Origin of the sequence: Moorena sp. SIO3E8 (genome assembly GCF_010692445.1) — a bacterium.
Lineage (GTDB): Bacteria > Cyanobacteriota > Cyanobacteriia > Cyanobacteriales > Coleofasciculaceae > Moorena > Moorena bouillonii.
The window spans coordinates 54,675-77,912 of record NZ_JAAHHM010000012.1 but is presented as its reverse complement, the minus strand read 5'-3'; the positions used below and the strand labels follow the sequence as shown (position 1 = coordinate 77,912).

The 23,238-nt window shown below is 44.4% G+C and carries 21 protein-coding genes and 1 tRNA gene; 10 read left to right on the top strand and 12 right to left on the bottom strand.

What is annotated here, in order from left to right; all coding sequences use genetic code 11:
• Positions 1-100: 100 nt before the first annotated feature.
• The 3 genes from F6K46_RS07810 to hisF all read right to left on the bottom strand — a co-directional run bounded on the left by F6K46_RS07810 (position 101) and on the right by hisF (position 1,360).
• Positions 101-173 (bottom strand) — tRNA-Ala (locus tag F6K46_RS07810).
• 77 nt (positions 174-250) lie between these two features.
• Positions 251-463: a hypothetical protein gene (locus tag F6K46_RS07805; protein WP_075897842.1), complete on the bottom strand. Its 213-nt coding sequence runs from the start codon at positions 461-463 to the stop codon at positions 251-253.
• Between the two features lie 126 nt (positions 464-589).
• On the bottom strand, positions 590-1,360 hold the full coding sequence (gene hisF / locus F6K46_RS07800; protein WP_293036867.1) for an imidazole glycerol phosphate synthase subunit HisF: 771 nt from the start codon (positions 1,358-1,360) through the stop codon (positions 590-592).
• A gap of 41 nt (positions 1,361-1,401) precedes the next feature.
• Between hisF and ruvB the strand changes: the two genes are divergently transcribed.
• Together ruvB and F6K46_RS07790 are read left to right on the top strand one after the other, a co-directional pair.
• Complete coding sequence (gene ruvB / locus F6K46_RS07795) at positions 1,402-2,493, top strand: Holliday junction branch migration DNA helicase RuvB (protein WP_293051825.1); 1,092 nt, start codon at positions 1,402-1,404, stop codon at positions 2,491-2,493.
• Positions 2,494-2,570: 77 nt separating this feature from the next.
• Positions 2,571-3,392, top strand: a complete 822-nt coding sequence (locus tag F6K46_RS07790) for a tetratricopeptide repeat protein (RefSeq protein WP_293051816.1) — start codon at positions 2,571-2,573, stop codon at positions 3,390-3,392.
• A gap of 49 nt (positions 3,393-3,441) precedes the next feature.
• Here the strand turns inward: F6K46_RS07790 and iscB are convergent, their stop codons facing one another.
• Complete coding sequence (gene iscB / locus F6K46_RS07785; protein ID WP_075904003.1) at positions 3,442-4,704, bottom strand: RNA-guided endonuclease IscB; 1,263 nt, start codon at positions 4,702-4,704, stop codon at positions 3,442-3,444.
• Between the two features lie 378 nt (positions 4,705-5,082).
• A complete protein-coding gene (locus tag F6K46_RS07780) occupies positions 5,083-6,525 on the bottom strand; it encodes an MFS transporter (protein ID WP_293051813.1) in 1,443 nt (480 codons plus the stop codon).
• A 1,274-nt stretch (positions 6,526-7,799) separates the two neighbouring features.
• On the opposite strand from F6K46_RS07780, the gene F6K46_RS07775 reads away from it, so the two are divergent.
• From F6K46_RS07775 to F6K46_RS07760, 4 genes are all read left to right on the top strand, one after another.
• The gene (locus F6K46_RS07775) at positions 7,800-9,074 is read left to right on the top strand and encodes an ABC transporter substrate-binding protein (RefSeq protein WP_293051810.1); all 1,275 of its coding nucleotides are present in this window, start codon (positions 7,800-7,802) and stop codon (positions 9,072-9,074) included.
• 3 nt (positions 9,075-9,077) lie between these two features.
• Positions 9,078-10,034 (top strand): sugar ABC transporter permease, encoded by a 957-nt coding sequence (locus tag F6K46_RS07770; RefSeq protein WP_293051807.1) that lies wholly within the window; start codon positions 9,078-9,080, stop codon positions 10,032-10,034.
• A 14-nt stretch (positions 10,035-10,048) separates the two neighbouring features.
• Positions 10,049-10,876 carry a carbohydrate ABC transporter permease gene (locus F6K46_RS07765; RefSeq protein WP_070391914.1) on the top strand — a complete coding sequence of 276 codons (828 nt, stop codon included), beginning with the start codon at positions 10,049-10,051 and terminating at the stop codon, positions 10,874-10,876.
• A gap of 163 nt (positions 10,877-11,039) precedes the next feature.
• Positions 11,040-11,201 carry a hypothetical protein gene (locus tag F6K46_RS07760; RefSeq protein ID WP_293051802.1) on the top strand — a complete coding sequence of 54 codons (162 nt, stop codon included), beginning with the start codon at positions 11,040-11,042 and terminating at the stop codon, positions 11,199-11,201.
• Here F6K46_RS07760 and F6K46_RS07755 read toward each other — a convergent pair.
• Positions 11,198-12,016: a TIGR01548 family HAD-type hydrolase gene (locus tag F6K46_RS07755; protein ID WP_293052192.1), complete on the bottom strand. Its 819-nt coding sequence runs from the start codon at positions 12,014-12,016 to the stop codon at positions 11,198-11,200. The two genes, F6K46_RS07760 and F6K46_RS07755, sit on opposite strands and share 4 nt — an antisense overlap.
• 174 nt (positions 12,017-12,190) lie before the next feature.
• Here F6K46_RS07755 and F6K46_RS07750 point away from each other — a divergent pair, with 174 nt between their 5' ends.
• The gene (locus F6K46_RS07750; protein WP_075897825.1) at positions 12,191-12,490 is read left to right on the top strand and encodes a 30S ribosomal protein PSRP-3; all 300 of its coding nucleotides are present in this window, start codon (positions 12,191-12,193) and stop codon (positions 12,488-12,490) included.
• A gap of 269 nt (positions 12,491-12,759) precedes the next feature.
• On the opposite strand, the gene atpC is transcribed toward F6K46_RS07750, so the two are convergent.
• On the bottom strand, positions 12,760-13,170 hold the full coding sequence (gene atpC / locus F6K46_RS07745) for an ATP synthase F1 subunit epsilon (protein ID WP_075897823.1): 411 nt from the start codon (positions 13,168-13,170) through the stop codon (positions 12,760-12,762).
• A gap of 250 nt (positions 13,171-13,420) precedes the next feature.
• Between atpC and F6K46_RS07740 the strand changes: the two genes are divergently transcribed.
• Positions 13,421-13,552 (top strand): hypothetical protein, encoded by a 132-nt coding sequence (locus tag F6K46_RS07740; protein WP_269086969.1) that lies wholly within the window; start codon positions 13,421-13,423, stop codon positions 13,550-13,552.
• Here F6K46_RS07740 and atpD read toward each other — a convergent pair.
• The 5 genes from atpD to F6K46_RS07715 form a co-directional block, all read right to left on the bottom strand.
• Positions 13,541-14,989, bottom strand: coding sequence for a F0F1 ATP synthase subunit beta (atpD, locus tag F6K46_RS07735; RefSeq protein ID WP_293023246.1), 1,449 nt, complete (start codon positions 14,987-14,989; stop codon positions 13,541-13,543). The two genes, F6K46_RS07740 and atpD, sit on opposite strands and share 12 nt — an antisense overlap.
• Before the next feature lie 318 nt (positions 14,990-15,307).
• Complete coding sequence (gene minE / locus F6K46_RS07730; RefSeq protein WP_293023248.1) at positions 15,308-15,622, bottom strand: cell division topological specificity factor MinE; 315 nt, start codon at positions 15,620-15,622, stop codon at positions 15,308-15,310.
• Between the two features lie 91 nt (positions 15,623-15,713).
• Positions 15,714-16,508, bottom strand: a complete 795-nt coding sequence (minD, locus tag F6K46_RS07725; protein WP_293043306.1) for a septum site-determining protein MinD — start codon at positions 16,506-16,508, stop codon at positions 15,714-15,716.
• Positions 16,505-17,425 (bottom strand): septum site-determining protein MinC, encoded by a 921-nt coding sequence (gene minC, locus F6K46_RS07720; RefSeq protein ID WP_293023253.1) that lies wholly within the window; start codon positions 17,423-17,425, stop codon positions 16,505-16,507. The genes minD and minC overlap by 4 nt, the downstream gene beginning before the upstream one ends.
• Positions 17,426-17,489: 64 nt before the next feature.
• Positions 17,490-18,812 (bottom strand): four-carbon acid sugar kinase family protein, encoded by a 1,323-nt coding sequence (locus tag F6K46_RS07715; protein ID WP_293023255.1) that lies wholly within the window; start codon positions 18,810-18,812, stop codon positions 17,490-17,492.
• Between the two features lie 517 nt (positions 18,813-19,329).
• On the opposite strand from F6K46_RS07715, the gene lysS reads away from it, so the two are divergent.
• Both lysS and F6K46_RS07705 read left to right on the top strand, forming a co-directional pair.
• A complete protein-coding gene (lysS, locus tag F6K46_RS07710) occupies positions 19,330-21,048 on the top strand; it encodes a lysine--tRNA ligase (RefSeq protein WP_293051796.1) in 1,719 nt (572 codons plus the stop codon).
• A gap of 333 nt (positions 21,049-21,381) precedes the next feature.
• Positions 21,382-23,016 (top strand): alpha-D-glucose phosphate-specific phosphoglucomutase, encoded by a 1,635-nt coding sequence (locus F6K46_RS07705; RefSeq protein WP_293051793.1) that lies wholly within the window; start codon positions 21,382-21,384, stop codon positions 23,014-23,016.
• The last annotated feature ends 222 nt before the right edge of the window (positions 23,017-23,238 follow it).

The following is a 23,238-nucleotide window of genomic DNA, read 5'->3' as shown; positions in this document are numbered from 1 at the left end:
AACAAATTCTAACCTTATTACTGAAGACTGATAGCCAAGCTACCCTAGCGCTACCCCTCAGGCTAAAAGACTTCAGCCTTTAATCAATATTTAAACAATATGGAGCTAAGCGGATTCGAACCGCTGACCCCCTCAATGCCATTGAGGTGCTCTACCAACTGAGCTATAACCCCGTAATTTTATAGTCCATTACCTAGTCTACCTTGATAGCTCAGCTAAGTCAAGTGTTTTGAGAATGAAATTATCTCGATCAGTAGAATACGCTGGGAGACTGAGCCATTTGGGTAAGATACCCCATGCAGCTGTTCATCAGAAAATAAACAACTAACATAGCTGCTGCTGACATAGCTACTAAGGTACCAGCCAGCATCAGAGAGAACTCTTGGGTATCAAAGGCTTCCTGCATCAGGTGCAGTGACCAAGCCACCAAGGCCACATCAAATATTAGAATTATCACCAGCATTTTTTACAAAAATTAATATTGGATCCATATTTAGTTTAGCAGCTATAAAAATCGCTGCAAACCATTAAACTACTTAATACTACACAACAAAACTTAAATCTTTCGGAAAAATAATCCATTAGTCTACTATGGCAATCGCACCGGAACTTGATGCTGGTTCAAATAGGTTTTAATTTCAGATACACTCAGTTGCCCGTAATGCAACAGGGAAGCTAGTAACGCTGCTTCGGCTTTGCCCTCAGTCAGAGCCTGATAAATATGATCGCAGTTGCCAGCACCACCGGAGGCAATCACAGGAATTTCCACCTGTTCAGCCATAGTGCGCGTTAGCTCTAAGTCATACCCAGCCTGGGTTCCATCCGCATCCATACTAGTAACCAGAAGTTCCCCAGCTCCCCGTTGTGCCACCTCTTTTGCCCATGCGATCGCATCAATACCAGTGTTCTCACGCCCTCCTCGCACGTAAACATTCCAACCAGGATTATCAGGATCTTCCCGACGACGAGCATCAATAGCAACTACAATGCACTGATTACCAAAGCGATCGCTGGCTTGATTAATAAAGTCCGGATTGCGTACAGCAGCCGAATTAATACTCACCTTATCGGCTCCTGCTCTTAATAATAATTTAATATTTTCCAAAGACTGGATGCCACCCCCCACGGTCAAGGGAATAAACACTTGTTCGGCTGTACGGTAGACTACATCAATAATAATGTCTCGGTCTTCATGGGTAGCAGTTATATCCAAAAACACCAGCTCATCTGCACCAGCATCATTGTAAACTTGTGCTAATTCCACTGGATCACCAGCGTCCTTAAGATTAACAAAGTTGACCCCTTTAACAACTCGCCCAGCTTTTACATCCAGACACGGTAAGATTCTCTTAGCCAGCATAAGTAAACTAAGTATGAAGTATGAAGGATAAAGTATGACCCATGGCCATAACGTCTTTTAGACAACAGTACCAAAACCCAGATAGAGAACCCAAATCCAATAAGAAACGAAAGGGTCGGGGTAATCCTCGTCAGAGGCAAAGCGATGGGGAGCTACTACTAGCAACGGCCACCGCTGAGGAAATTGGTCATCAAGAAGAGAGTATTAGACCACAGCGCTTAGCCGACTACATCGGACAAAAAGAACTCAAAGGAGTTTTGGAAATTGGCATTCAAGCTGCCAAAGCCAGAAATGAGGCCATGGATCACCTGCTGTTGTATGGACCACCAGGATTAGGGAAAACAACCATGTCCCTAATTTTGGCAACTGAGATGGAGGTGAATTGTAAAATTACTGCTGCACCTGCCTTAGAGCGTCCACGAGATATTGTGGGGCTTCTGGTTAATCTCAAACCTGGGGATATTTTATTTATAGACGAAATCCATCGTTTATCGCGCATGACAGAGGAATTGCTATATCCAGCCATGGAAGACTATCGATTGGATATCACTATTGGTAAGGGTCAGAGTGCCAAAACCCGCAGTATTCCTTTGCCACAGTTTACCTTAGTGGGGGCAACCACACGAGTAGGTTCTTTAACCTCACCCCTACGCGATCGCTTTGGTATGATCCAACGCTTACACTTCTATGAGATCGATGAATTGAGTTTAATTGTAACGAGGACAGCTCAATTGCTCAAGGCCATAGTAACGGAAGATGGCGCTGAAGAAATTGCCCGTCGGTCTCGTGGCACACCTCGAATTGCTAACCGACTCCTAAGGCGAGTGCGAGACTATGCTCAAGTCAAAGCCATTGAGCAAATTAACCAGGATGTAGCAGCTCAAGCCATGGAAATCTTTAATGTAGACCCGATGGGGTTAGATTGGACAGACCGACTGGTGCTCAAGGTAATGATTGAACAGTTCAATGGCGGACCAGTTGGTTTAGAAGCAGTGGCAGCCTCTACTGGAGAAGATGCTCAAACCATTGAAGAAGTTTATGAACCCTATCTGTTACAAATTGGTTTCCTGCACCGCACACCTCGGGGTCGCGTCGCCACCTCAGCGGCTCGGAAACATTTGGGCTATGAGTAGTTGTTAGTAGTTAGTAATTAGTAGTTAATAGTCAGTAGCAAGGAATATCAAGATTGCGGTCTCAGTTCAAATAATATATGAAACGCTTGATTCGGATTTTACTGATTTTACTGCTTGTCGTTGTATCGGCTGCTACGATAATCACACCCCCAGCAATGGCGCAAACCCAATTCCCAGAATTGACTAAGGCTCAGATAAAACAAATTAACCAGTTAAGGAAAAAGGCATTTGCTGCTACGAATCAGGGGAAATTCCCAACTGCTGAAAATTACTGGACTCAGCTAATTGAGCTGTTACCAGATAATCCCGTTGGTTGGAGTAATCGGGGTAACCTTAGAGTCAGCCAGAATAAATTAGACGATGCGATCGCAGACTTTACTCACGCCATTGAGTTAGCACCAGAAGCCACTGACCCTTATCTAAATCGTGGTGCTGCCTATGAAGCACAAGGACGATGGCAAGATGCCATTGCTGACTATGAGCGATTGCTAAAACTTGATCCCAATGATGCCATGGCTTACAACAACTTGGGGAATGCGAAGGCAGGACTAGGCCAATGGACAGAAGCGATCGCAAATTACCAAAAATCCATCGAGTTAGCGCCCAAGTTTGCCTTTGCCTATGCTAACTATGCTCTGGCCCTATATCAAATTGGTGAAACCAAAGAAGCCACGCGCATCATGCGCAACACCATACGAAAATACCCCCAATTTGCCGATCTCCGAGCTGCTTTAACAGCTGTGTTGTGGGCTGACGGAAAACGGGGGGAAGCTGAGAGTAATTGGGTGGCAGCCGTTGGTCTCGATAAGCGATACCAGGACTTAGACTGGGTAGAGCATGTCCGCCGTTGGCCACCAATGATGGTTGAGGCGTTAGCAAATTTCTTCAACCTTAAGTGAAAATAACCTGAATGTAATAGGAAGACTATTTCCAGGTAGTTTCTGGTATTTACTGGCAAAATCCGTAAGTATAACCATCTTTCCTGTGAACTCTGCACAAGTTTTTAACGTGTAAGCTTATCGCCTTTTTTCCAGAAACTGTGTAATTGAAGGAATTACTCTTACTTCTAGGGTTAACTCTTCCAAACTCCCCAGTCAAAAGGTTTTTGGCTATGTCCCCACTACACCAACCTTTGATTGGCTTCAGCGGGTTGTGTCTGATGGGGTAACCGTATTTATTGAGTGCCGCTTTTTGTCTGCCCCCTTGTCCTTTACAAGTAACCAGAAGCGGTTGAAAGGTTTTCAAAGTCAAAGCCTCAATGTTCCCAACACAAGCAGCATCGATCCAATGTTCCTTAGGAAATCCTAATTTAGTCCGGTTGTACTTAGTCTGTGCTCCCGTTCCAGTAACCACAGGTTTCGTCTTTTGAAGTACTTTAACTAGCTTGTTCCGAGTTGTATTCACCGCCGCCGCATCTTTTAATGGCGAAAGCGCTTTGGTTTTGATTTTTTGAAGTAGGCTTGGCTTCTTTTTCAGAAAGTCCTCTATAGGTTTGTTCCCTTTGCGTTGATTGCACTTTTCACAAGCCAAGCAAAGATTACTTACACGTTCACTTCCTCCTTTGGATTTTGGATAAATGTGTTCAATCTGCAATGGAACTGATTTTTTCCCACAGTAAGTGCATTCCCTTCCCCATTTTTCGAGTAAATACTCTCTAACCTCATACCCAGCTAGTTCTCCTTGCTGGTACTGAATACCACTGATTTCAGGATTCTGCATTTTTTGGGCATCAAACTTAACTCTTTCAACCCAAATTTCGTTAACTGGGCAGAATTTAATCAATCGTTTCACCCAAGTCTGGGTAGTCAAAATTCTGTGTTCTAGACTAGGGGGGAGCCATCCCTCTGGACGCTTACGGTTAAGGAACCTGGGTTTCCTATAGCGGGTGTTTCGGTTACGTCTCCCACGCCTTACAGCGCTTCTAGACGAGAGTTTTTTCTTAATTAATCCTCCTCTGTGTTCTAGCTCCATTGCCCAAATGACTTGGCCGTCTTGGACTAAGGCAAATCCAGTCACCTTACTGCCAGGATCAATTTTGATTTTACATGGTGATATGGTTGGATTATTGATCGACGTTTTTAAGATGATTGTGAACGGGTACATCCTGAAAACCGCCGCTTTACCTTTATCCAATAACCGACGTGCTTTCTTTGGGATAATTGGGTTTAATGGTTGAAAGTTTGCGTCAATAACAAATACGTAATTTTGCATTTTTAGTGCTCTCGATTCGGTAAAGTTATCCAAGTGCTTCGCACACGCTTACGCGAACGACAATGTTGGAATGGCTTGTGTTTTGCTAATCACACATTTTGCCTTTGTCTTAATGACTAGCGACAGAGCCAAAAGCTGGAGTTCACTCTTGGGTGTCATGACCAAACCAACGTAGGAAGCTAATCCTTAGTCTGCAACCTAGTTGATAATTCCAGGGATTACCGGAAATTACCAAGGCTTACACTAGGTGACCAACCTTAGTGTTTATCAAGAGTAATTAGTTCAGGACTTACGCAATAACTTTAAGTCTTAACTATACTTTTAGGGTGCGTTAATAACGCACCCTAAACTCATAACAATTGACTAAACTATTGCTGTTCAAGCACGGTTACGAAGCAGCAGTTGTTTGAGGTTCCGACCCCGTGGCTCCCGGACAAATGCCAAAGGTAAAAGGGTAGCCAATCGCACCACTGCTGATAGGGCAAATAATGTTGGCAAACCACCGAAGTGAGGCAACTCGGCTAAAAAGCCACCAAACATACTACCTATAGCACCACCTAATCCGGCTGATGCTGCAGCTGCTGCAAAATAGGTGGAGGGTTTGTGGGCTGGTGATATCTCGATTTGGATGTTATTGGCACACAGGTCAATGGCTGCTGCAGCTGAACCTGTCCCGAAGAATAAAAGGGGTAGCCAAACCCAAAGAGCGAGAGTTGTTGGGCTGCCGATTCCAAGCCAAAGTAAGGGAATCACGGATAGGAGAATCCCAACCATCACTAGTACTGGACGATTTCCGATCAGGTCAGACAACTTACCCCAGTAGATCAGTGTCAATAAACTTGCCCCAGCCATCAGACTAGTATAGAGAGTTACCCAACCCACATCTAAGCCCAAATTGTCGAGCAGATAAACATTGAAAAAGGGAGCGCTGAGGGTGAAGGCAAACATCCACAATCCAAAGTAGAGTACAAAGATTAGGAAGTTTGAGTCTTTCAATAGGGCAGCATAATCAGAGGGCGTCGGCTCCTCAGACTCTAAGGTTTCATCAGTAGTCTCATCAGTCTTCGCAGTCTTCTTTGAAGGTATCTGAGGAGTGATATCTACCATGAAGAACTGAAAGACTAGACTTAGTATTCCAGCTACGATAGCCAAAATCAAGATTACGCCATAGCCTTGAATTTGCCCACCTTGCCAGTTAGAAACAATGTATCCAAGTAGGGGAACACAAAGTAGGTTGGTTAAATTAGTAAAGCTATTGCGCAATCCAAAATAGCGCCCTCGCAGGCGAACAGGAACTAACACCGCCATCCAGCTAGACCAAGAGGGACTACCCAAAGCTCCAAAAATGTGAGTGATCAGGTTAATCGCCAGTGTACACAACACTAGATGATGAGCTGGAGCCAGACCAGTGCAGAACATCCCAATGCCTACTAGGACAAATAACCATAGTAGTCGCGAAGGAATGAAGGTTTTGATGATAAACCAGTGGCGACTGTAGGATCGGTCAGATAAATAAGCACCAATAGGCTGTAGAAAATTCGCCAGTAGAGGTATCCCTGAAAGAATACCGATTTCAAAGTTGCTAGCCCCGAGTTGCAGCAAGAAGTTAGTGAGGAAAACCTCAGCTGTGATACAGGAAAAGAAGGTGGAAAACACGCCGTCAAGGGTTGCAGCCCTCAGGCTAGAGCGAATCTCTCCCTTGGGAATTTTTTCAGTAGGGCTAAGCGGCGGTCGTGCTTCCTTGTTTAGGGGCTTTAGCAACTCTGGCAATCGCGGTAAAGACGGAGCTTCTGGGGCGACATCGGATATGAGTCTGAGCATAGCGGTTCAGGTAGCTAGATAGAGAGGACTTAAATGGCGAATTTGATGGAGACGAGTAAATCGTATGGGTTCAGGTAGCACCTGTACTGGATCGGCAGGCAGGTAGAAACTCCTATGCCATATCCTCCCCATAGCATCCCCCTTCTTGATGGGCGTAGCGTGCCCATAGCGTAACCCTCTTGGCTTGCTCTTAAATCCCCCCTATACCCTCTTCTAAAACCTCCTTCGGCTAAAAGGGGTTTTACAAGAGGAGTCTATGCCATTTACATCACTAGGGAAGTAAGACTTGCTTACTTTCGCAGAAGACCTACCATAGCCTTCCTTACTCCTGGTAGAGTCCAGGAAGGTCTAGCTTCTGCGACATCTGCTATACACTCCGTTAACCCTTACTTTTCGAGAAGGGGTACTTTTCAATAACAGTTATTCTCTAGCCTTCACCCAACCCCTTAGAAATACGAAAAGTAGTACTTTTCAATAGTCCCTAAGGGTTACTTCCTAAGGGCTATGCCCTATGGGGAGAGCTATGGTCATGACGGGGTATAGCAGCGGAGGCTACGCTATTCAATTAACGGGGGAGCAAGGGGGATAGACATGGATCATGAGGAAAAATCATGGCCAATGCCTTATTCCCTTGTTTAGGAATCCCGATGTAGCCAGAACCGATATCTACATACCGATATCTACATATCAATATCTACATACCAATACTGACCTAAGTACAGCTGTTGCCTTTTTTATCCCTGGGGCAACAGGTACCTTAAGTCTAATATCTCAAAAAAAGTAAAATATTGCAACAAAAATACAATTAAGTATATTCACTGAAATCTTTCATCTGACGGATCGAGCCAAGAGGTACCACGACCTGGCTAGCGAAAAAAAAAAAGGCGGGATCGCTTTCATAGTCTTGATCTCAGGCTTACGTAGTTCAGTTAGTCAAGACTGTAGCCAGGATGAGGATCATGGATAATCATAATTAAAGCTAAAGATAAGTGGTGGTATAATAAAGATAAGCAATAATAAAGTTGGCTACTAACAGCTAGCTTTACCCCCATAAATATGGCTAGTAACAGCTTTACACCTTAAGAAATAAGGACACCTTAAGAAATAAGCTGTAGAAAGCCATATTGGAGACCTTAAGAAATAAGCTGTAGAAAGCCATCTTGGATGTCGAGTTATCTCAATCACCATATCTTCATCTGTATTTACTAATTATTTCTAGGTACATAGCCACCTCCTCAGACGGGAAATAAGTTTTCCCGTCTGAGGAGGTGCCCTTGCCGTCCTTACTTATCATGAAGCAAATCCTTTCGAGATGTCTAATTTTAGTATCTCTAATTGTGTTCCTAACTGGCTGTAGCCGCAGTATCGCCAGTAACATTTCTACTGTGACCCTCAGCGGCTGGCAGAGCAGCCCGGAGGAAAAACAGCTCCTTGAGCAGGTACTGAGGGAGTTTGAAGCATCACATCCTGGCATAAAAGTCAAGTTTGAAGTGATCACTGACCAATATATGGATGTCATTAAGACTCGGTTGATTGGTGATGCTGCTCCTGATGTCTTCTATGTAGATGCCCTAGATGCTCCCTTACTCATGACTCATGGAGTCTTGGAACCTCTTGATGATTACATCACTGAGGACCTAGATTTAGATGACTTTGCTCCCCATCTATCCGAAGCCTTCCAATCCGATGGCAAAACCTACGGATTACCTAAGGATTTTACAACCCTTGCCCTTTTCTACAATAGAAAATATTTCGATCAACTTAGTATAACTCACCCTCCCCAAACCTGGGAAGAGTTAGAGGACTATGCCAAAAAATTGACCAGGGATACAACTCACAATGGCAGGGTTGACCTATATGGGTTGGGCATCACGCCACAACTATCTCGTCACTACTTTATGATCAAAGCCTTTGGCGGTGAGTTAGTTGACCAGAAGGGCAAGGCTGTCTTCGCGACTCGCCAAAGCCTATCAGGTCTAACACCTTTGATGGATATGTATCGACAAAACCCTTCTGCTGCCATACCGTCAGACGTTGGAGCCAGTTCTGGAAGCGAAATGTTTGGCCAAGGCAAGGCAGCAATGGTTATTGAAGGTAGTTATGCGATTCCTTACCTACAACAGACATTTCCCAAGATTGACTTTGGCACTGCGGAAGTTCCCAGTATCGGTAACCACAAAGGAAGCATGGTTTATACCGTTGCTTATGTCATGAATAAGCAAGCTAAAAATAAAGAGGCTGCCTGGGAACTTATTTCCTATTTGACTGGCAAGGAAGGGATGAAAGCTTGGGCGAAGGGAGGACTGGCAATCCCGGCTCGGAAATCGGTCATATCAGAACTTGGCTATGAACAGAATCCTCTGTACACCCCCTTTATCGCTGGTGCTGAGTACGCCACAATTTGGCAAGGGGATGAACAATTGCCAATATTTATGACCCATTTCGACAATCAGTTTCTTAGTGCTTTACTGGGTGAGCAATCCTTGAAGTCAGCCATGAAAAAAGCACAACAAACTGCTAACAAAGAAATTCAAGCAAGTAACTACTAACAAATGTCACTAGCTAAAGCTCAACTTGAAGTTGACCAAAACGTCAAATCGAGGGATGTCAAATTGAAGAGATTTTGGCAGAAAGCCAAAGTTAGGGAAGCTATATCTGGCTACCTCTTCATGGCTCCTACTATTCTAGTTTTAGGAACCTTTTTGATTGCACCAATTATCTATGCAATCTTCCTTTCATTCCATAAGGTTGAAATTTTAGGAGGGCTGAGTTATCGATTTGTTGAGTTAAAAAATTTCCTTCGTACCTTTGACGATGAGCGAGTTTGGATTGCGCTAAAAAATACAATTGAGTATGTCATTATTGTTGTTCCTTGTCAAACAATCCTGGCTCTGGTTTTAGCTCTAGTCCTAAATAAAGAAATTAAAGGCAAAAAATGGTTTAGGATTATTTTCTTTCTCCCGACTGTCACTTCTTCAGCAGTTTTAACCCTAATATTTATCTGGATTTATAATTCTAATGGTCTACTTAATGGATTACTAGACTTTTTTGGTTTACCAACCTATAACTGGCTAGGAGACCCAAGCGTGGCTCTCAAATCCATTATGATTATGAATATTTGGTCTACAGCACCGTTTTTCATGGTGATTTACCTGGCTGCGCTACAAGATATACCTAGATCCGTTTATGAGGCGGCAAAACTCGATGGTGCCAATGAGTTCGATCAGTTCATAAATATTACTGTGCCTTTACTCAAACCAGTTACATTTTTCGTTATGGTTATGGGTGTCATCGGTACGTTTCAGTTATTCGACCAGTCTTACATCTTCTCCGGTGGCACCGGTGGTCCAAACAACTCAACCCTGACGGTTGTGCTTCTGATCTACCAGTATGCGTTTAGAAGTCTGGATATGGGTTATGCCGCTGCACTGGCATTAATGTTAGCTGGTGTAATTCTAGTGACAACACTGATTCAACGCGGCTTCTTTAGAGAAGAAAAAGCGAATTAGGAGATCAAATAAGAGTGAATAATTTTCGTTGGATCAGAGGGATATTTTATAGCATTCTTATCCTCTATGCCATTATTACGTTTTTACCTTTTGCTTGGGCTTTATCAGCCTCCTTTAAACCCCTTGAGGAAATTATCGCTGGCGGGTTGAATTTTATACCCCATGATTTTACCTTCGATAACTACCGCAATATTTTTATTGAATCCCCTTTGTTTGGGCGCTGGTTTTTAAACAGTGTCTTGGTTGGTGTTTGTGTAACAGGATTGAATATTATATTTAACTCAATGGCAGGTTATGCCTTAGCCAGAGTTAAGTTTCCAGGTAATTCATTATTGTTGGGAATAATCTTGGCAGTTTTGATGATTCCTGGACAAGTCACCCTAATTCCTGGTTATTTAATCTTAAAGTCTTTGGGATGGCTGAATACCTACCAAGGATTGATTGTACCGAGTGCAGTGAATGCCACCTTTATTTTTATGATGCGGCAGTTCTTTATCAATTTTCCTAAGGAACTTGAAGAGGCTGCTGCCTTGGATGGATTAAGTCGCTGGGAAACCTTTTGGCAGGTTGTCCTGCCTTTAGCCAAGCCAGCTTTGGCAGCACAAGCTATCTTTATTTTTATGGGGTCTTGGAATAATTTCTTAATGCCCCTAATGATTACGTCTGACCCAGGAATGTTTACCCTTCCCTTAGGTTTAAATACCTTTAAAGGGCAATACATTAGTTATTGGAACTACATTATGGCAGCCTCAATGGTCTTTACTATACCGGCTTTGGGGATTTACGCCTTCTTCAATCGTTACTTTATCTCTGGGGTAACATTTACTGGCTCTAAAGGATGAGCTGTTGAAACGCTAAAGGGTGAAGTCCGACTAAGCACAGAGAAACGGATATGCCAATGGCAAGGTCAAGAGCTTGCCGCTTTTAATGCAGCGAGGTCTTGGGGGTAACCCCAAGACCTCGCTTTTGTTTTCGTCAACCTGTGAATTTTTGGAAGATTGACTATTGACTTTGACTTTGACTTTGACTTTTAACCTCAAGGACTCTCAACCTTGGCCAAAAGGCCACGCTATGCGAACAACTTTCAACCTTGGCCAAAAGGCCATGCTACGCGAACAACCTTGGCCAAAAGGCCACGCTACGCGAACAACTATTAACAACTATTAACCCTGATGTACTATTTTCTGAATCTGTTCAGGAGTCAGCTGCTCAACATTATCAAAAACCACTGTTGCACCAGCAGCTTTTAGCCTCTCTCCATAAGCCTCCCGGTGTTCTGGTATCTCCTGCACATGAGGGGGTAAAATACCTACCCCAACCCAAACTCGTTCTGGATGAGAGTCTCTGGCTTTTTCAACAGTGTACATGTCAGCAACTGTGTCACCAACGTAGATAACTGGCAATTCCACCTTAACTTGATGCTCCTGTTCTAGCTGTAGAACTACGGCAAACAGTCCTGTAGGGTCAGGCTTACCAGGGGCATCCTCCATCGCAATTAGGACAGGCCGTTGGAGACCGAGTCGTCCTTCTAGGGCATAGTTCGCTTCCTGTCGTGTTGCCCCACTGAAAAAACCCCAAGGAATCCCTGCTGTTGTCAAACTCTGTAAATAACTGGGTTGTAACAATAACGGTTCGTCACAAATGTACCCAGTCCAATGGTTGGGATCTGTTCCTCGATAGCGAGAATTGAAAAAATCAACAAGGGCTTCATAGTCGAGAGAAAAATGGGATCTCGTTTTTCCTTGAGCCTCAAAGTAGCGATAAACTAATTCTCGCGATGCATCCCAGTCGTTATTCCATAGCCCTTCTGATTTGAGTTGGTCAATCTCTACCATAGTGGGTCGATAGGCACCACCAGTGTAATGGTCTACCGTATCTGCGATCGCTCTACGGTAAGAACCACTAACGTCACGCACCACGCCGTCAATGTCGAACACCACTATGGCATTAAAGTTAGGAATAAATGTTTCTGAACTAGGCATCATGCACGCTTGGGCTAGTTGAGCCAATATTGCTGATCAGCACCAATACTACCAACTATTTAACTACAAACCTATCCCTGAATCTTGATCAAGAACAGTCTTCTTGCGCTAAAATCATCAATTGTACAATAGATTATAGTTAAAGATAACCTGGGATATCTGAGGGAGGCCTGATTGTCAAAATTTCTATTAAAAGTTCTCTGGCTAGATGAGAATGTAGCCCTGGCAGTTGATCAAATTGTCGGCAAAGGCACCAGCCCATTAACTTGTTACTTTTTCTGGCCCCGGAACGATGCCTGGGAACAGCTCAAGGATGAGATGGAAGCCAAACACTGGATTACTGAAGCTGATCGCATTGAAATCCTCAACAAAGCCACTGAAGTTATTAACTACTGGCAAGAGGAAGGTAGGCGTAGACCTATGTCTGAGGCTCAGGCTAAGTTCCCGGAAGTCGTTTTTACTGGTAGTGCTTAATCCAGCCTTGCTGATTAATCTAATGATTGAGGGGAATTGGGAATTGACCACTCATCTGACCATAGTTGAGATGATTCCTTAGTTTAACAACTTCCTTAATCGAATTACCTTAATCCAAGTAACAGACTGACCTTGACCAACTCCAGACGCTCCCCTACCCCCCTGTTTCGGGGGGGGTTTGGAGAGCGCGGAGCTTATAGGGTTTAAATCCCTTGCTTACTTCGTTTACGGGGTTATAATTTACCCATGTGTTACTACACCATGTGTTACTACACCATGCCACCAGCAGCTTGAAAGCGAGCACGGGCTTTCTTATAGGCTTGAGTTGCTTGGATTTTTTCTTGGGTATTCTCCTCGCTTTGAAGTTCTTCTAGACGAGCTTTTGCTTCGTTGAACTCAAGACCTGCAGCATCCTTGTCAATTTCATCTTTGGACTCAGCACCATTGACAAGAATCGTCACTTCATTATCTTCAACTTCCACAAATCCACCCATAAGAGCAATTGGTATCCACTCTTTGTCTGAACGAATTCGCATCACACCAGTATCCAGCGCTGATAACAGAGGAGCATGATCACTCAATATCCCAAGCTGACCGGTAGTGCTGGGTAAAATTATTTCCTGTGCTTGGTCATCCCAGACGGTTTTGTCGGGAGCAATAATACGAACAGTTAAAGCCATCAGCAGAATGAATTGTTTTTGTTGGACTTTGGCAGTTTAGCAGGTTGAAAGTTACAGGTTACAGGTTGAAGGTTACAGGTTAACAGGTTAATAGGTTGAAGGTTAGTGGTTAGTGGTTAGTGGTTAGTGGTTACTGGTTAGTGGTTACTGGTTAGTGGTTACTGGTTACTAGGTTGCTGTTTAAATACCAAACCTTGGCCTTTCGGCCACGCGATCGCTGAAAGCGGGACTTCGTCCATCGCGTTCAACCTTGATCACCTTCAACCTTCAACCTTCAACCTTCAACCTTCAACCTTCAACCTTGATCACCTTGGCCAAAAGGCCACGCTACGCGAACAACCTTGATAACCTTATTAGCATCAAACCTGACTTAACTCTTTAGTTTTTCAGCTTTAGCGATCGCTTGATCAATACTGCCCACCATGTAGAAGGCTTGCTCAGGAAGGTCATCCAATTCCCCTTTCAGAATCATTTGGAAGCCTTTGATAGTATCGTCCAAGCTAACATACTGACCAGGAGAACCAGTGAAGACCTCAGCTACAAAAAACGGCTGAGACAAGAAGCGCTCAATCTTGCGGGCGCGAGCCACCGTTAGTCTGTCATCCTCGGACAATTCATCCAAGCCCAAAATCGCGATAATGTCTTGGAGTTCCTTGTAACGCTGTAGAGTTGCCTGCACAGAACGAGCTGTTCCGTAGTGGTCTTCTCCCACAATGCTCGGTTGCAGCATAGTTGAATTAGAATCGAGGGGGTCCACAGCCGGGTAAATTCCCTTAGATGCTAGGCCACGGGACAACACTGTTGTACCATCTAGGTGAGCAAATGTAGTGGCTGGGGCTGGGTCGGTCAAGTCGTCAGCTGGTACATAGACTGCCTGAATGGAGGTAATTGAACCCTCGTTAGTGGAGGTAATCCGTTCTTGCAGAGCACCTACATCTGTTCCCAAAGTAGGTTGATATCCTACAGCAGAAGGCATTCTTCCCAAAAGAGCAGACACTTCCGAACCTGCTTGTACAAATCGGAAGATGTTATCGATAAACAGCAACACGTCCTGCTTGTTCACATCCCGGAAGTACTCAGCCATGGTCAAAGCTGACAGACCCACCCGCATCCTCGCACCGGGTGGTTCGTTCATCTGACCATAAACTAGGGCAATTTTCGACTCGTTTAGATCATCCGGGTTGATTACCTTGGATTCCATCATTTCGTTGTAGAGGTCGTTCCCTTCACGGGTACGCTCTCCTACACCGCCAAATACTGATACTCCACCGTGTTTCGTGGCGATGTTGTTGATCAACTCCATCATGATCACAGTTTTGCCGACTCCAGCGCCGCCAAAAAGGCCAATCTTACCACCACGTCGATAGGGAGTCAGCAGGTCGATTACTTTAATACCGGTCTCGAATACTGAGGGCTTGGTTTCCAGCTCAGTTAACTTGGGAGCAGGGCGGTGAATTGGGAAGCGCTCCTCAGATTCTGCTGGTCCTCTGTTATCTACTGGTTCACCCAAGACATTGAAAATCCGTCCTAAGGTAGCCTTGCCGACGGGTACACTAATGGGGGCACCAGTATCAATAACTTCCATACCCCGCACCAGACCGTCTGTACCACTCATGGCAACAGAGCGCACTTGGTTATCCCCGAGAAGCTGCTGCACTTCGCAGGTCACAGCAACATCTTGTCCAGCTTCATTTTTGCCTTCAATTCTCAAGGCATTGTAAATCTGCGGCATTTTGCCGCTGGGAAACTCTACGTCAACAACCGGACCGATAATTTGGGCAATAGCGCCCGTGTTTGTTTGTTCTGCGGTGCCTACCATATTGCGCTTATTTAGTCAAGCTATTGTTACAGATTTTGGAAAACAGTCTTAACATTTAGTAATGCCACTCTCAAGATTACCATTGTTAGGGTTCAACCGTATCGGAAGTTGATCCCAAATTAAATATAAACACGACTCTAGCTTCCATCCCTTAGGGGTGACCATAGGAGGAGACCTTGGTTCATAATCACCTTCAAAGGTGATCCGATAATTGTTCAGCCAAGTAATAGCCTCAATTTAGCTAGACACCCCAAACCGGTTTACCCCACAACCGGCCTACTTTTGAAGTAGCTTGTCACCCCTTCAGCTACTAGAGACTTACTCTTCTTCGTCTTGAGTGAAGCGTTGGTATTCTTCCTTTAGTAGTTTTTCCTTAACTCGTCGGATGGGTAGATTAGCAATTAGTGCTGTTGCCCGTTGGTTGCTTTCTAAGGAAAACTCTGACCCATCGGGATCAATCTCAACGTAGCGAGAGACCACCTCCAGGATGTCTTGCCGCATCGACTCCACCATTTTAGGACTCAGGTCAGAGCGATCGTGGGCAATTACCAGTTGGAGGCGGCGCTTAGCCTCCTCACGGCTGCTTTGAGCACTCCTCCAGGAAAAAAGTTGTTCTAGAATTTCGATAATCATGGGGCTTTTTGGAGTAGTGAATAATCACACAGGGGGAGAAGGAAGAGGCTCTTTGGCAAAACTAGTTGTTGGCAATTCACAATGTAAAACCTTATCTGAACAGGCGGCGTAAGCGGCTGATTAGGTTGTCGTGTTCTGCCATCAGGTCGAGGAAGGAAATATTTGCACCTTCTAAGCGTGCAGCAATGTTTTCAATGGCAATTCCAGGCAGGGTTTTCTTTTCTGATAGGATTAAAGGTTCACCCTGATTACTGGAGACAATCACCCGTTCGTCTTCGGGGATAACACCAATTAGGGGAATAGCAAGAATTTCTTGGACGTCTTGAACTGACATCATCTGATCCGCTTTTACCATTGTGGCTTTCAGGCGGTTGACAATTAGGCGGGTATTTTTAATTCCTTCCGCTTCCAGTAAGCCAATCACTCGGTCAGCATCCCGCACTGAGGTAATCTCTGGTGTAGCAACGATTAGGGCTTCAGTAGCTGCCGTAACCGCATTTTTAAACCCGCTTTCGATTCCTGCTGGACAGTCCACCAAGATGTACTCGTAATTCTTGGCTAACACCCCCAACAACTTTTTCATTTGGTTGGGGTTAACGGCTTCTTTGTTACGACTTTGGGCTGCCGGTAACAGGACTAGCCCTTCTTGCCGTTTGTCTTTGACCAAAGCCTGGTCTAAGCGGCACTGACCTGTTAATACTTCAATAGCCGTGTAGACTACGCGATTTTCTAGTCCCAACAGCAGGTCTAAGTTTCTCAAACCAAAATCTGCATCCACTAAGGCAACTCGACGACCCAGACGAGCTAGGGCTAAACCTAGATTGGCGGTAATGGTAGTTTTACCCACCCCTCCTTTGCCAGAGGTGACAACAATAATTCGACTCATGAATTCAACGACAAGTGGGTTTTAGCAACATCAGCAGCTCTAGCAATACGAATTCCAAGGGAAGTCACGTAAGCTACTTCAGGATAGTACTGAAGTGGCGGTGTCTCCGGTGCCCTAGCTACAGCATCAGCAATCCGCAACTGGGTGGGTTCCATTTTTAATGCCATAATCCGACATTTTCGATTACCATTCGCACCGGCGTGGGCAATGCCTCGTAGATGCCCCCAAACTAAGATATCCCCAGCTGCAATCAATGCACCACCAGGGTTCAAGTCTCCTATTATAACAATAGTGCCAGGGTGACGAATCTCTATACCAGAACGCACGGTCATTTGTAAGTACAGAGGTTCTGCGAGTAATTCAGTAGGTTGATCAATCTTTTGATTCAAAGAGTACTTAGGGGTTTCTTGTTCTACTGAGTACCCAGCAGCTGCAGCAGCCACAGCAGTTTGTCGGCGCGTGGTGTAGACTCGCTTTAGCCTTAACTGGACTTCCCCAAGGGCATCAGCGATCGCTTGTAGCTTCATCCCATCCAGCAATTGATCCCCAGCCATCATATGGACACTGGATTCAGGCTGCCAAAAGCGCTCTCCAGCATTGAGGCGATGCTTGAATTGTTCCCATAGGTCCGACCAATTGGCAGTACTAGGGTTTTTAGTGGCTGGTGGCAAGATCAACAACAGCCGTTTCCCCTCACTTTTTAAGCGAACTTGCCCTTGGCAGTTAACTACCGAGTTGCGGTCGTCGGAAACCGTTGAAACTGGTGATGGTTGGGCAGAATCAGAAGTCATGCAACAAGGAGCTAGATTAGTTAACGCACCGAAGATAGATTCTTCCGTGATCATACCTTCTTCAGCAAGTTCTGCTGGATAACTGTTGAGAATTTTAGCTAATGGTGGTGTAGGGCAAAAGGGCAAGATACTTAAATAGTGCTATTGCTCTGTCACCCCAGACCCACACTCGATATCCTGTCAAGCATTATTACTCTCCACTCAATCGACGGTAAACCGTGACCAAGCCATTCACATCTCCCACATTGCCAGGAAATAGCACTACAGGTAAATTAGGAAACTGGGGATGGTCAGCAGAGGTTCGCACCATTGAGCATCCAGGAAGGATCTGACCCAATAGTCGTGCTGACCTCAAAGCCAGACCAGTACTTAAGACATCATTGGAGGTAATACCCCCTTTACTGATTAAAAACCCAATATCTTTAGGTAATCCCCTCACGATATCCATCAATAAGCCTGAAACTACTGCTCCAAAGGCCAGCCGTTTCTGCACATCCTCAAAAACCAATTCCTGACGAGAGGTATAAACTACCGGTGTCTTACCAGCACTGTGAATTTCCTGAACCCGCTCGAGAATACTTGCCAAAAGTTTTGCCCGTTGCTGTTCGGATTCATCTAGTAAATTGGCAACATTTACCTCAATCCCCCCAATCCCAGATGCTCCCAATAGCTGCTCCAGCTGCTGGGTAGTCTTTTTAACGTGGGAACCCACAATCACAACTCCTGGTTTCCCCTCTCGGACATACTGAGCCATATCCATAGCGGCCACGGGTTGGGGGCCAAGACTAGCAAGGGAGGTTAAAATACTAGCAGCAGAGCGAAACAGAAAGCGTTTCCCTTGGGCAGCAGCCTTCAGGACATCTGCCGCAAATTGATCTAAATCCCCTTGGGTTTCCCCATCCACAACGCCACACTGGTTATTGGTAAGTTTGAGAAGGCGCTCCAAGCTACCGTTACGAATATCTGCTAGTAAAAACCGCTCGACCGCATCAGCCTTGATCTGACCTTTGGTCTTTTCTTGGACATAGTCGGGTAAATAACTATGGCGATATCCAAATACCGAGTCACGGGCAAACTCGGTCTCATGCACTGGGGTTCTAATACCATCAATGATTAGGTAATGGACACTATCGATAGTGACTCGTCCGCCCTCAAAGAATGCAGGGACTAAGAAATGGGCATCAAATGGTCCGACTTCCTGGGCGATTACATCAGTTTCGACAGGATAATGCCCCCGCAAGGTGGAGTCAGAGCGACTGACTACCATAAAATCTTTAATTCCTTCAGCGTCTATGGCAATTTTGAGGTTATGGCAAACTTCCCGAGTCACAGTTGCTGCTTGCTCTGGGTTAAGAGCTCTGGTATTAGTAAGAATAAAAAAGATTGGGGAGTTATCCCTTAGTCCCAGCCGCAATGTATCCACATCCCAGTGCATCAGCAACAAGCAGCTGTGAACAGTCTGGGAGCCAGTCGGGTCATCATCGAGGACAATAATTTTTGGTTTTTTGGTCATTTCCCAAGCTTGTCATTAAAGTCAGTTATTTACCATAGTAATCGGGAAGGGGTAATCGGGAATGGGTAATTGGTGATTGTTATAGCAATGCTCATAATTATTATAACATCAAATTAAATTGATAGGGAGCTTGATAGCAGATAATCTATAACAATAATATCCCCAATCAAGTCAGTAAATTTTAGAGCATGTAATCGGAAGCATTAATGGAATCATCGTTATGATAACTGACAGATTAATTATGATTATAAACTACTAATTATTAAAATTATCTATAAAACTAGTTATATTTGATCAGGTTTAAAAAATCAGCTATAATTATAGTTATAGAGCAGTGCTAACTGATTATTGATAACTTATTGATAACTAGTTATACTTCCCTTATGTTCTCCGTTACCTATGTTAACGAGGATGTTAACGTTTTATATATAATTGCTATATAATAAGGGGTCACCAGGCAGCACTAACTTACAGTTTATCCACTATTTGTCCACTAGCTAGATTGTCGCTATAAATTATGTCAGAACAATCCCGTCCAGAACCACAAAGCACTTCAACTCTAGAAGAAATTCGCACCACACGGCTTGAAAAAGTTGAACAACTCAAAGCAGAAGGATTAATCCCCTATGCCTATAATTGGGAATCTACAGCTCAGGCTGCCGAATTGCAGCAAAACTATGCTGACCTAGGCAATGGCGAAGAAGTAGATGTCGAAGTTGCTGTTGCTGGTCGGATTATAGCTCGTCGTGTCTTTGGTAAATTAGCTTTCTTCAACATTCAGGATGAGACCGGTACAATTCAGCTTTACCTGGATAAAAAGAGAATCACTGCTAAAATGGCAGACCTTCCCAATGCTTTCAATATTCTCAAAAAACTCACTGATACTGGAGATATTATTGGGGCAAAAGGAACCATCAAGCGTACGGAGAAAGGGGAACTCTCGATCTATGTCAAGGAGTATGATATCCTGACTAAATCTCTGTTACCTTTACCAGATAAGTGGCATGGTTTAACGGATACAGAAAAGCGCTATCGTCAACGTTATGTTGACCTAATTGTTAATCCCGATGTCCGGGAAACCTTTCGTCGTCGTGCCAAAATAACTGCTTCTATTCGGCACTATTTAAACCAACAGGATTTTATTGAAATTGAAACTCCGGTACTTCAGAGTGAGGCTGGTGGTGCAGATGCCCGTCCTTTTATTACCTACCACAACACCTTACAAATGGACTTGTATCTGCGTATTGCTACGGAGTTGCATCTGAAGCGACTAATTGTTGGTGGTTTTGAAAAGGTGTATGAGTTGGGGCGTGTTTTCCGCAATGAAGGAATTTCGACTCGTCACAATCCGGAATTCACCATGATTGAAATCTATCAGGCTTACGCCGATTATAATCAGATGATGGTGTTGACGGAAAATCTGATCAGTAATGCTGCTAAGGAAGTGTTAGGTACACTAACCATTAACTACCAAGGTGAAGTAGTTGATCTAACTCCCCCTTGGCGTAAAGTAACGATGCACGAGTTAGTCAAAGACCAAACTGGTTTAGATTTTGATAAGTTTACCAACATTGAGCAGGCAAAAGCAGCAGCCAAAGATGCTGGTGTGGAGGTTCCCAATGATTGCTATTCTATTGGCAAATTGCTCAATGAAGCCTTTGAGCAGAAGGTAGAAGAAACGTTAATCCAACCGACTTTTGTTCTGGATTATCCTGTGGAAATCTCTCCCCTTACTAAACCCCATCGCTCAAAATCAGGTTTAGTGGAACGGTTTGAATTGTTTATAGTGGGAAGAGAAACAGCAAACAGTTATTCTGAGTTAACTGATCCTATAGATCAACGGCAACGACTAGAAGCACAAGCAGCCAAGAAAGCAGCAGGAGATTTGGAAGCTCAAGATGTTGATGAAGACTTTCTGGCTGCCCTGGAGTATGGTATGCCTCCCACTGGTGGTTTAGGTATTGGTATTGACCGTTTAGTGATGCTACTGACTAATTCACCGAGTATTCGGGATGTGATTGCTTTCCCATTGCTGAAAAGTACCAGTGCTGTGATTAAATCCTTCGACTACGATGTAGAAAAAAAAATTCTTCGGGTTCAATTTAATAATGGTAGTATCTACAAGTATCGGGATGTACCAGAGGAGATCTACAAGGGTTTGAAAGATAATCCTTCTATCGGTCAGTATTTTAATACCCATATCCGCGAAAAATATGGCTTCGACCGAGAAATTTAGTGTCAGGATTCAGCCCAAGGCTCATTAGCTATAACCTAGTGACTTGCTGTTGGATTATAAGTTTAGCGGTCAGATGAAAATTTAGTTCTTAATCAGCGATTAGCTAACCCTGTGCAAAGCTAATCGCTTGTAGGTTAGATAGATTAAAGTAAAGCATTGACAAATAAACAAAAATGTGCGTAGGTAAGGATTGATAGTGCGTTCGTGCTTTGCTAGACCAGGGATCACTAAATTCACGAGTCATTTATCAAAGACTTTTGAATTTTTCATTAACAATGAACAGGTAACAGTTAACAATAAAGAATTAGCAGTAAAACCTGTAGCTAGCTTGTAATGAACATACGCACTGTCTCTACTAAGCCCTTTACAGACCAAAAGCCCGGTACTTCCGGACTCCGTAAGTCGGTCACCGTTTTTCAGGAGCCCCATTACCTAGAAAACTTTATCCAGTCTATCTTTGACTCCCTAGAAGGCTGTGAAGGTCAAACCCTAGTTGTAGGGGGTGATGGTCGCTACTACAATCGGCAAGCAATTCAGACCATTCTCAAAATGGCAGCCGCCAATGGGTTAGGTCGGTTGTTAGTCGGTTGTGGTGGTATTCTGTCTACCCCAGCAGCATCTTGTGTTATTCGCAAGCATAAGGCATTAGGTGGCATTATCCTCTCGGCTAGCCACAATCCTGGGGGTCCAAAGGGTGACTTCGGTGTCAAGTATAACACCAGTAATGGTGGACCAGCACCAGAAAAGGTGACGGAAGCTATCTATGCTCGGAGTAAAGTCATCGATAGTTACAAAATCCTAGACGCTGCGGATGTGAATCTAGACCGACCAGGTGCATTTACTCTGGGAACCTTGAGCGTTGAAGTGATTGACCCAGTTGAGCCTTATACTCAATTGATGGAGTCCCTATTTGACTTTGACCGCATTCACCAGCTACTAACCTCTGGGAAATTCCGCATGTGTATGGATTCATTACATGCGGTAACTGGTCCCTATGCCCATGCTATTTTTGAACAACGCTTAGGGGCACCAGAAGGTACTGTACTTAATGGTATACCGTTAGAAGATTTTGGCGGTGGTCATCCTGACCCCAATTTAGTCTATGCTAAGGACTTGGTGGATATTCTCTATGGTGATAATGCCCCGGATTTTGGGGCTGCTTCCGATGGAGATGGCGATCGCAATATGATCCTGGGAAGCTCGTTCTTCGTTACCCCCAGTGATAGCATAGCTGTGTTAACCGCCAATGCCCATCTGGTACCTGGTTATAGTCAAGGTTTAGCAGGGGTAGCCCGTTCCATGCCCACCAGTGCTGCTGTAGACCGAGTGGCGGCTCAGTTGGGTATTGATTGCTATGAGACCCCAACAGGTTGGAAGTTTTTTGGCAATTTATTGGATGCAGGTAAAGCCACTTTGTGCGGTGAAGAAAGTTTCGGCACTGGTTCTAACCATGTACGGGAAAAAGATGGACTTTGGGCAGTGCTATTCTGGCTCAATATCCTGGCAGTGCGGGGTGAATCAGTGGAACAGATTGTCCGTAGCCACTGGCAAACCTATGGTCGTAATTTCTATTCCCGCCATGACTATGAAGAGGTAGATGGGGCACGAGCTCAGGAACTGATGGAGCGTCTGCGTTCAAGTGTGCCAGACCTGAAAGGACAGCAATTTGGTTCTTACCAGGTAGAGTATGGTGATGACTTTAGTTACACAGACCCAGTAGATGGGAGCATCAGCCAAAAGCAGGGGATTCGGATTGGCTTTACTGATGGCTCTCGGATTATATTCCGCCTATCTGGTACTGGCACAAAAGGGGCAACTCTACGCCTCTATTTAGAGAGCTATGAGCCAGATTCCACTAAGCATGACGTGGATACTCAACAAGCATTGGAACCACTGATTTCCCTTGCCCATGAGATTGCCCAAATTCGGAAGTTTACAGAGCGAGAGGTTCCCACTGTAATTACCTAAAGTTTTGATGGTAACGTTTGCCTTTAAAGTTTGAAGGGAAATCCTCAAACCCAGTTAAACAAAGCAACACGGGTAATAGGTAATAGGTAATTAGTAATAGGTACAACCCCGACCAGTTACCTATTACCTATTATCCGTAACCAATGAATAACTGTCTCGGTCATAGTGGATAGCCTAGATTTCAATAGCCACATATTTTTATTCCTCTAAAAATTTTCATCA

Excerpts from the sequence above, each read along its gene's own strand:
- iscB (WP_075904003.1), bottom strand. The coding sequence starts at position 4,704 with ATGCAAAATTACGTATTTGTTATTGACGCAAACTTTCAACCATTAAAC.
- F6K46_RS07715 (WP_293023255.1), bottom strand. The coding sequence starts at position 18,812 with ATGACCAAAAAACCAAAAATTATTGTCCTCGATGATGACCCGACTGGC.
- atpD (WP_293023246.1), bottom strand. The coding sequence starts at position 14,989 with ATGGTAGGCACCGCAGAACAAACAAACACGGGCGCTATTGCCCAAATT.
- F6K46_RS07790 (WP_293051816.1), top strand. The coding sequence starts at position 2,571 with ATGAAACGCTTGATTCGGATTTTACTGATTTTACTGCTTGTCGTTGTA.
- F6K46_RS07805 (WP_075897842.1), bottom strand. The coding sequence starts at position 463 with ATGCTGGTGATAATTCTAATATTTGATGTGGCCTTGGTGGCTTGGTCA.
- F6K46_RS07755 (WP_293052192.1), bottom strand. The coding sequence starts at position 12,016 with ATGCCTAGTTCAGAAACATTTATTCCTAACTTTAATGCCATAGTGGTG.
- lysS (WP_293051796.1), top strand. The coding sequence starts at position 19,330 with ATGTCAGAACAATCCCGTCCAGAACCACAAAGCACTTCAACTCTAGAA.
- minE (WP_293023248.1), bottom strand. The coding sequence starts at position 15,622 with ATGATTATCGAAATTCTAGAACAACTTTTTTCCTGGAGGAGTGCTCAA.
- hisF (WP_293036867.1), bottom strand. The coding sequence starts at position 1,360 with ATGCTGGCTAAGAGAATCTTACCGTGTCTGGATGTAAAAGCTGGGCGA.
- F6K46_RS07705 (WP_293051793.1), top strand. The coding sequence starts at position 21,382 with ATGAACATACGCACTGTCTCTACTAAGCCCTTTACAGACCAAAAGCCC.
- atpC (WP_075897823.1), bottom strand. The coding sequence starts at position 13,170 with ATGGCTTTAACTGTTCGTATTATTGCTCCCGACAAAACCGTCTGGGAT.
- F6K46_RS07770 (WP_293051807.1), top strand. The coding sequence starts at position 9,078 with ATGTCACTAGCTAAAGCTCAACTTGAAGTTGACCAAAACGTCAAATCG.
- ruvB (WP_293051825.1), top strand. The coding sequence starts at position 1,402 with ATGGCCATAACGTCTTTTAGACAACAGTACCAAAACCCAGATAGAGAA.
- minD (WP_293043306.1), bottom strand. The coding sequence starts at position 16,508 with ATGAGTCGAATTATTGTTGTCACCTCTGGCAAAGGAGGGGTGGGTAAA.
- F6K46_RS07780 (WP_293051813.1), bottom strand. The coding sequence starts at position 6,525 with ATGCTCAGACTCATATCCGATGTCGCCCCAGAAGCTCCGTCTTTACCG.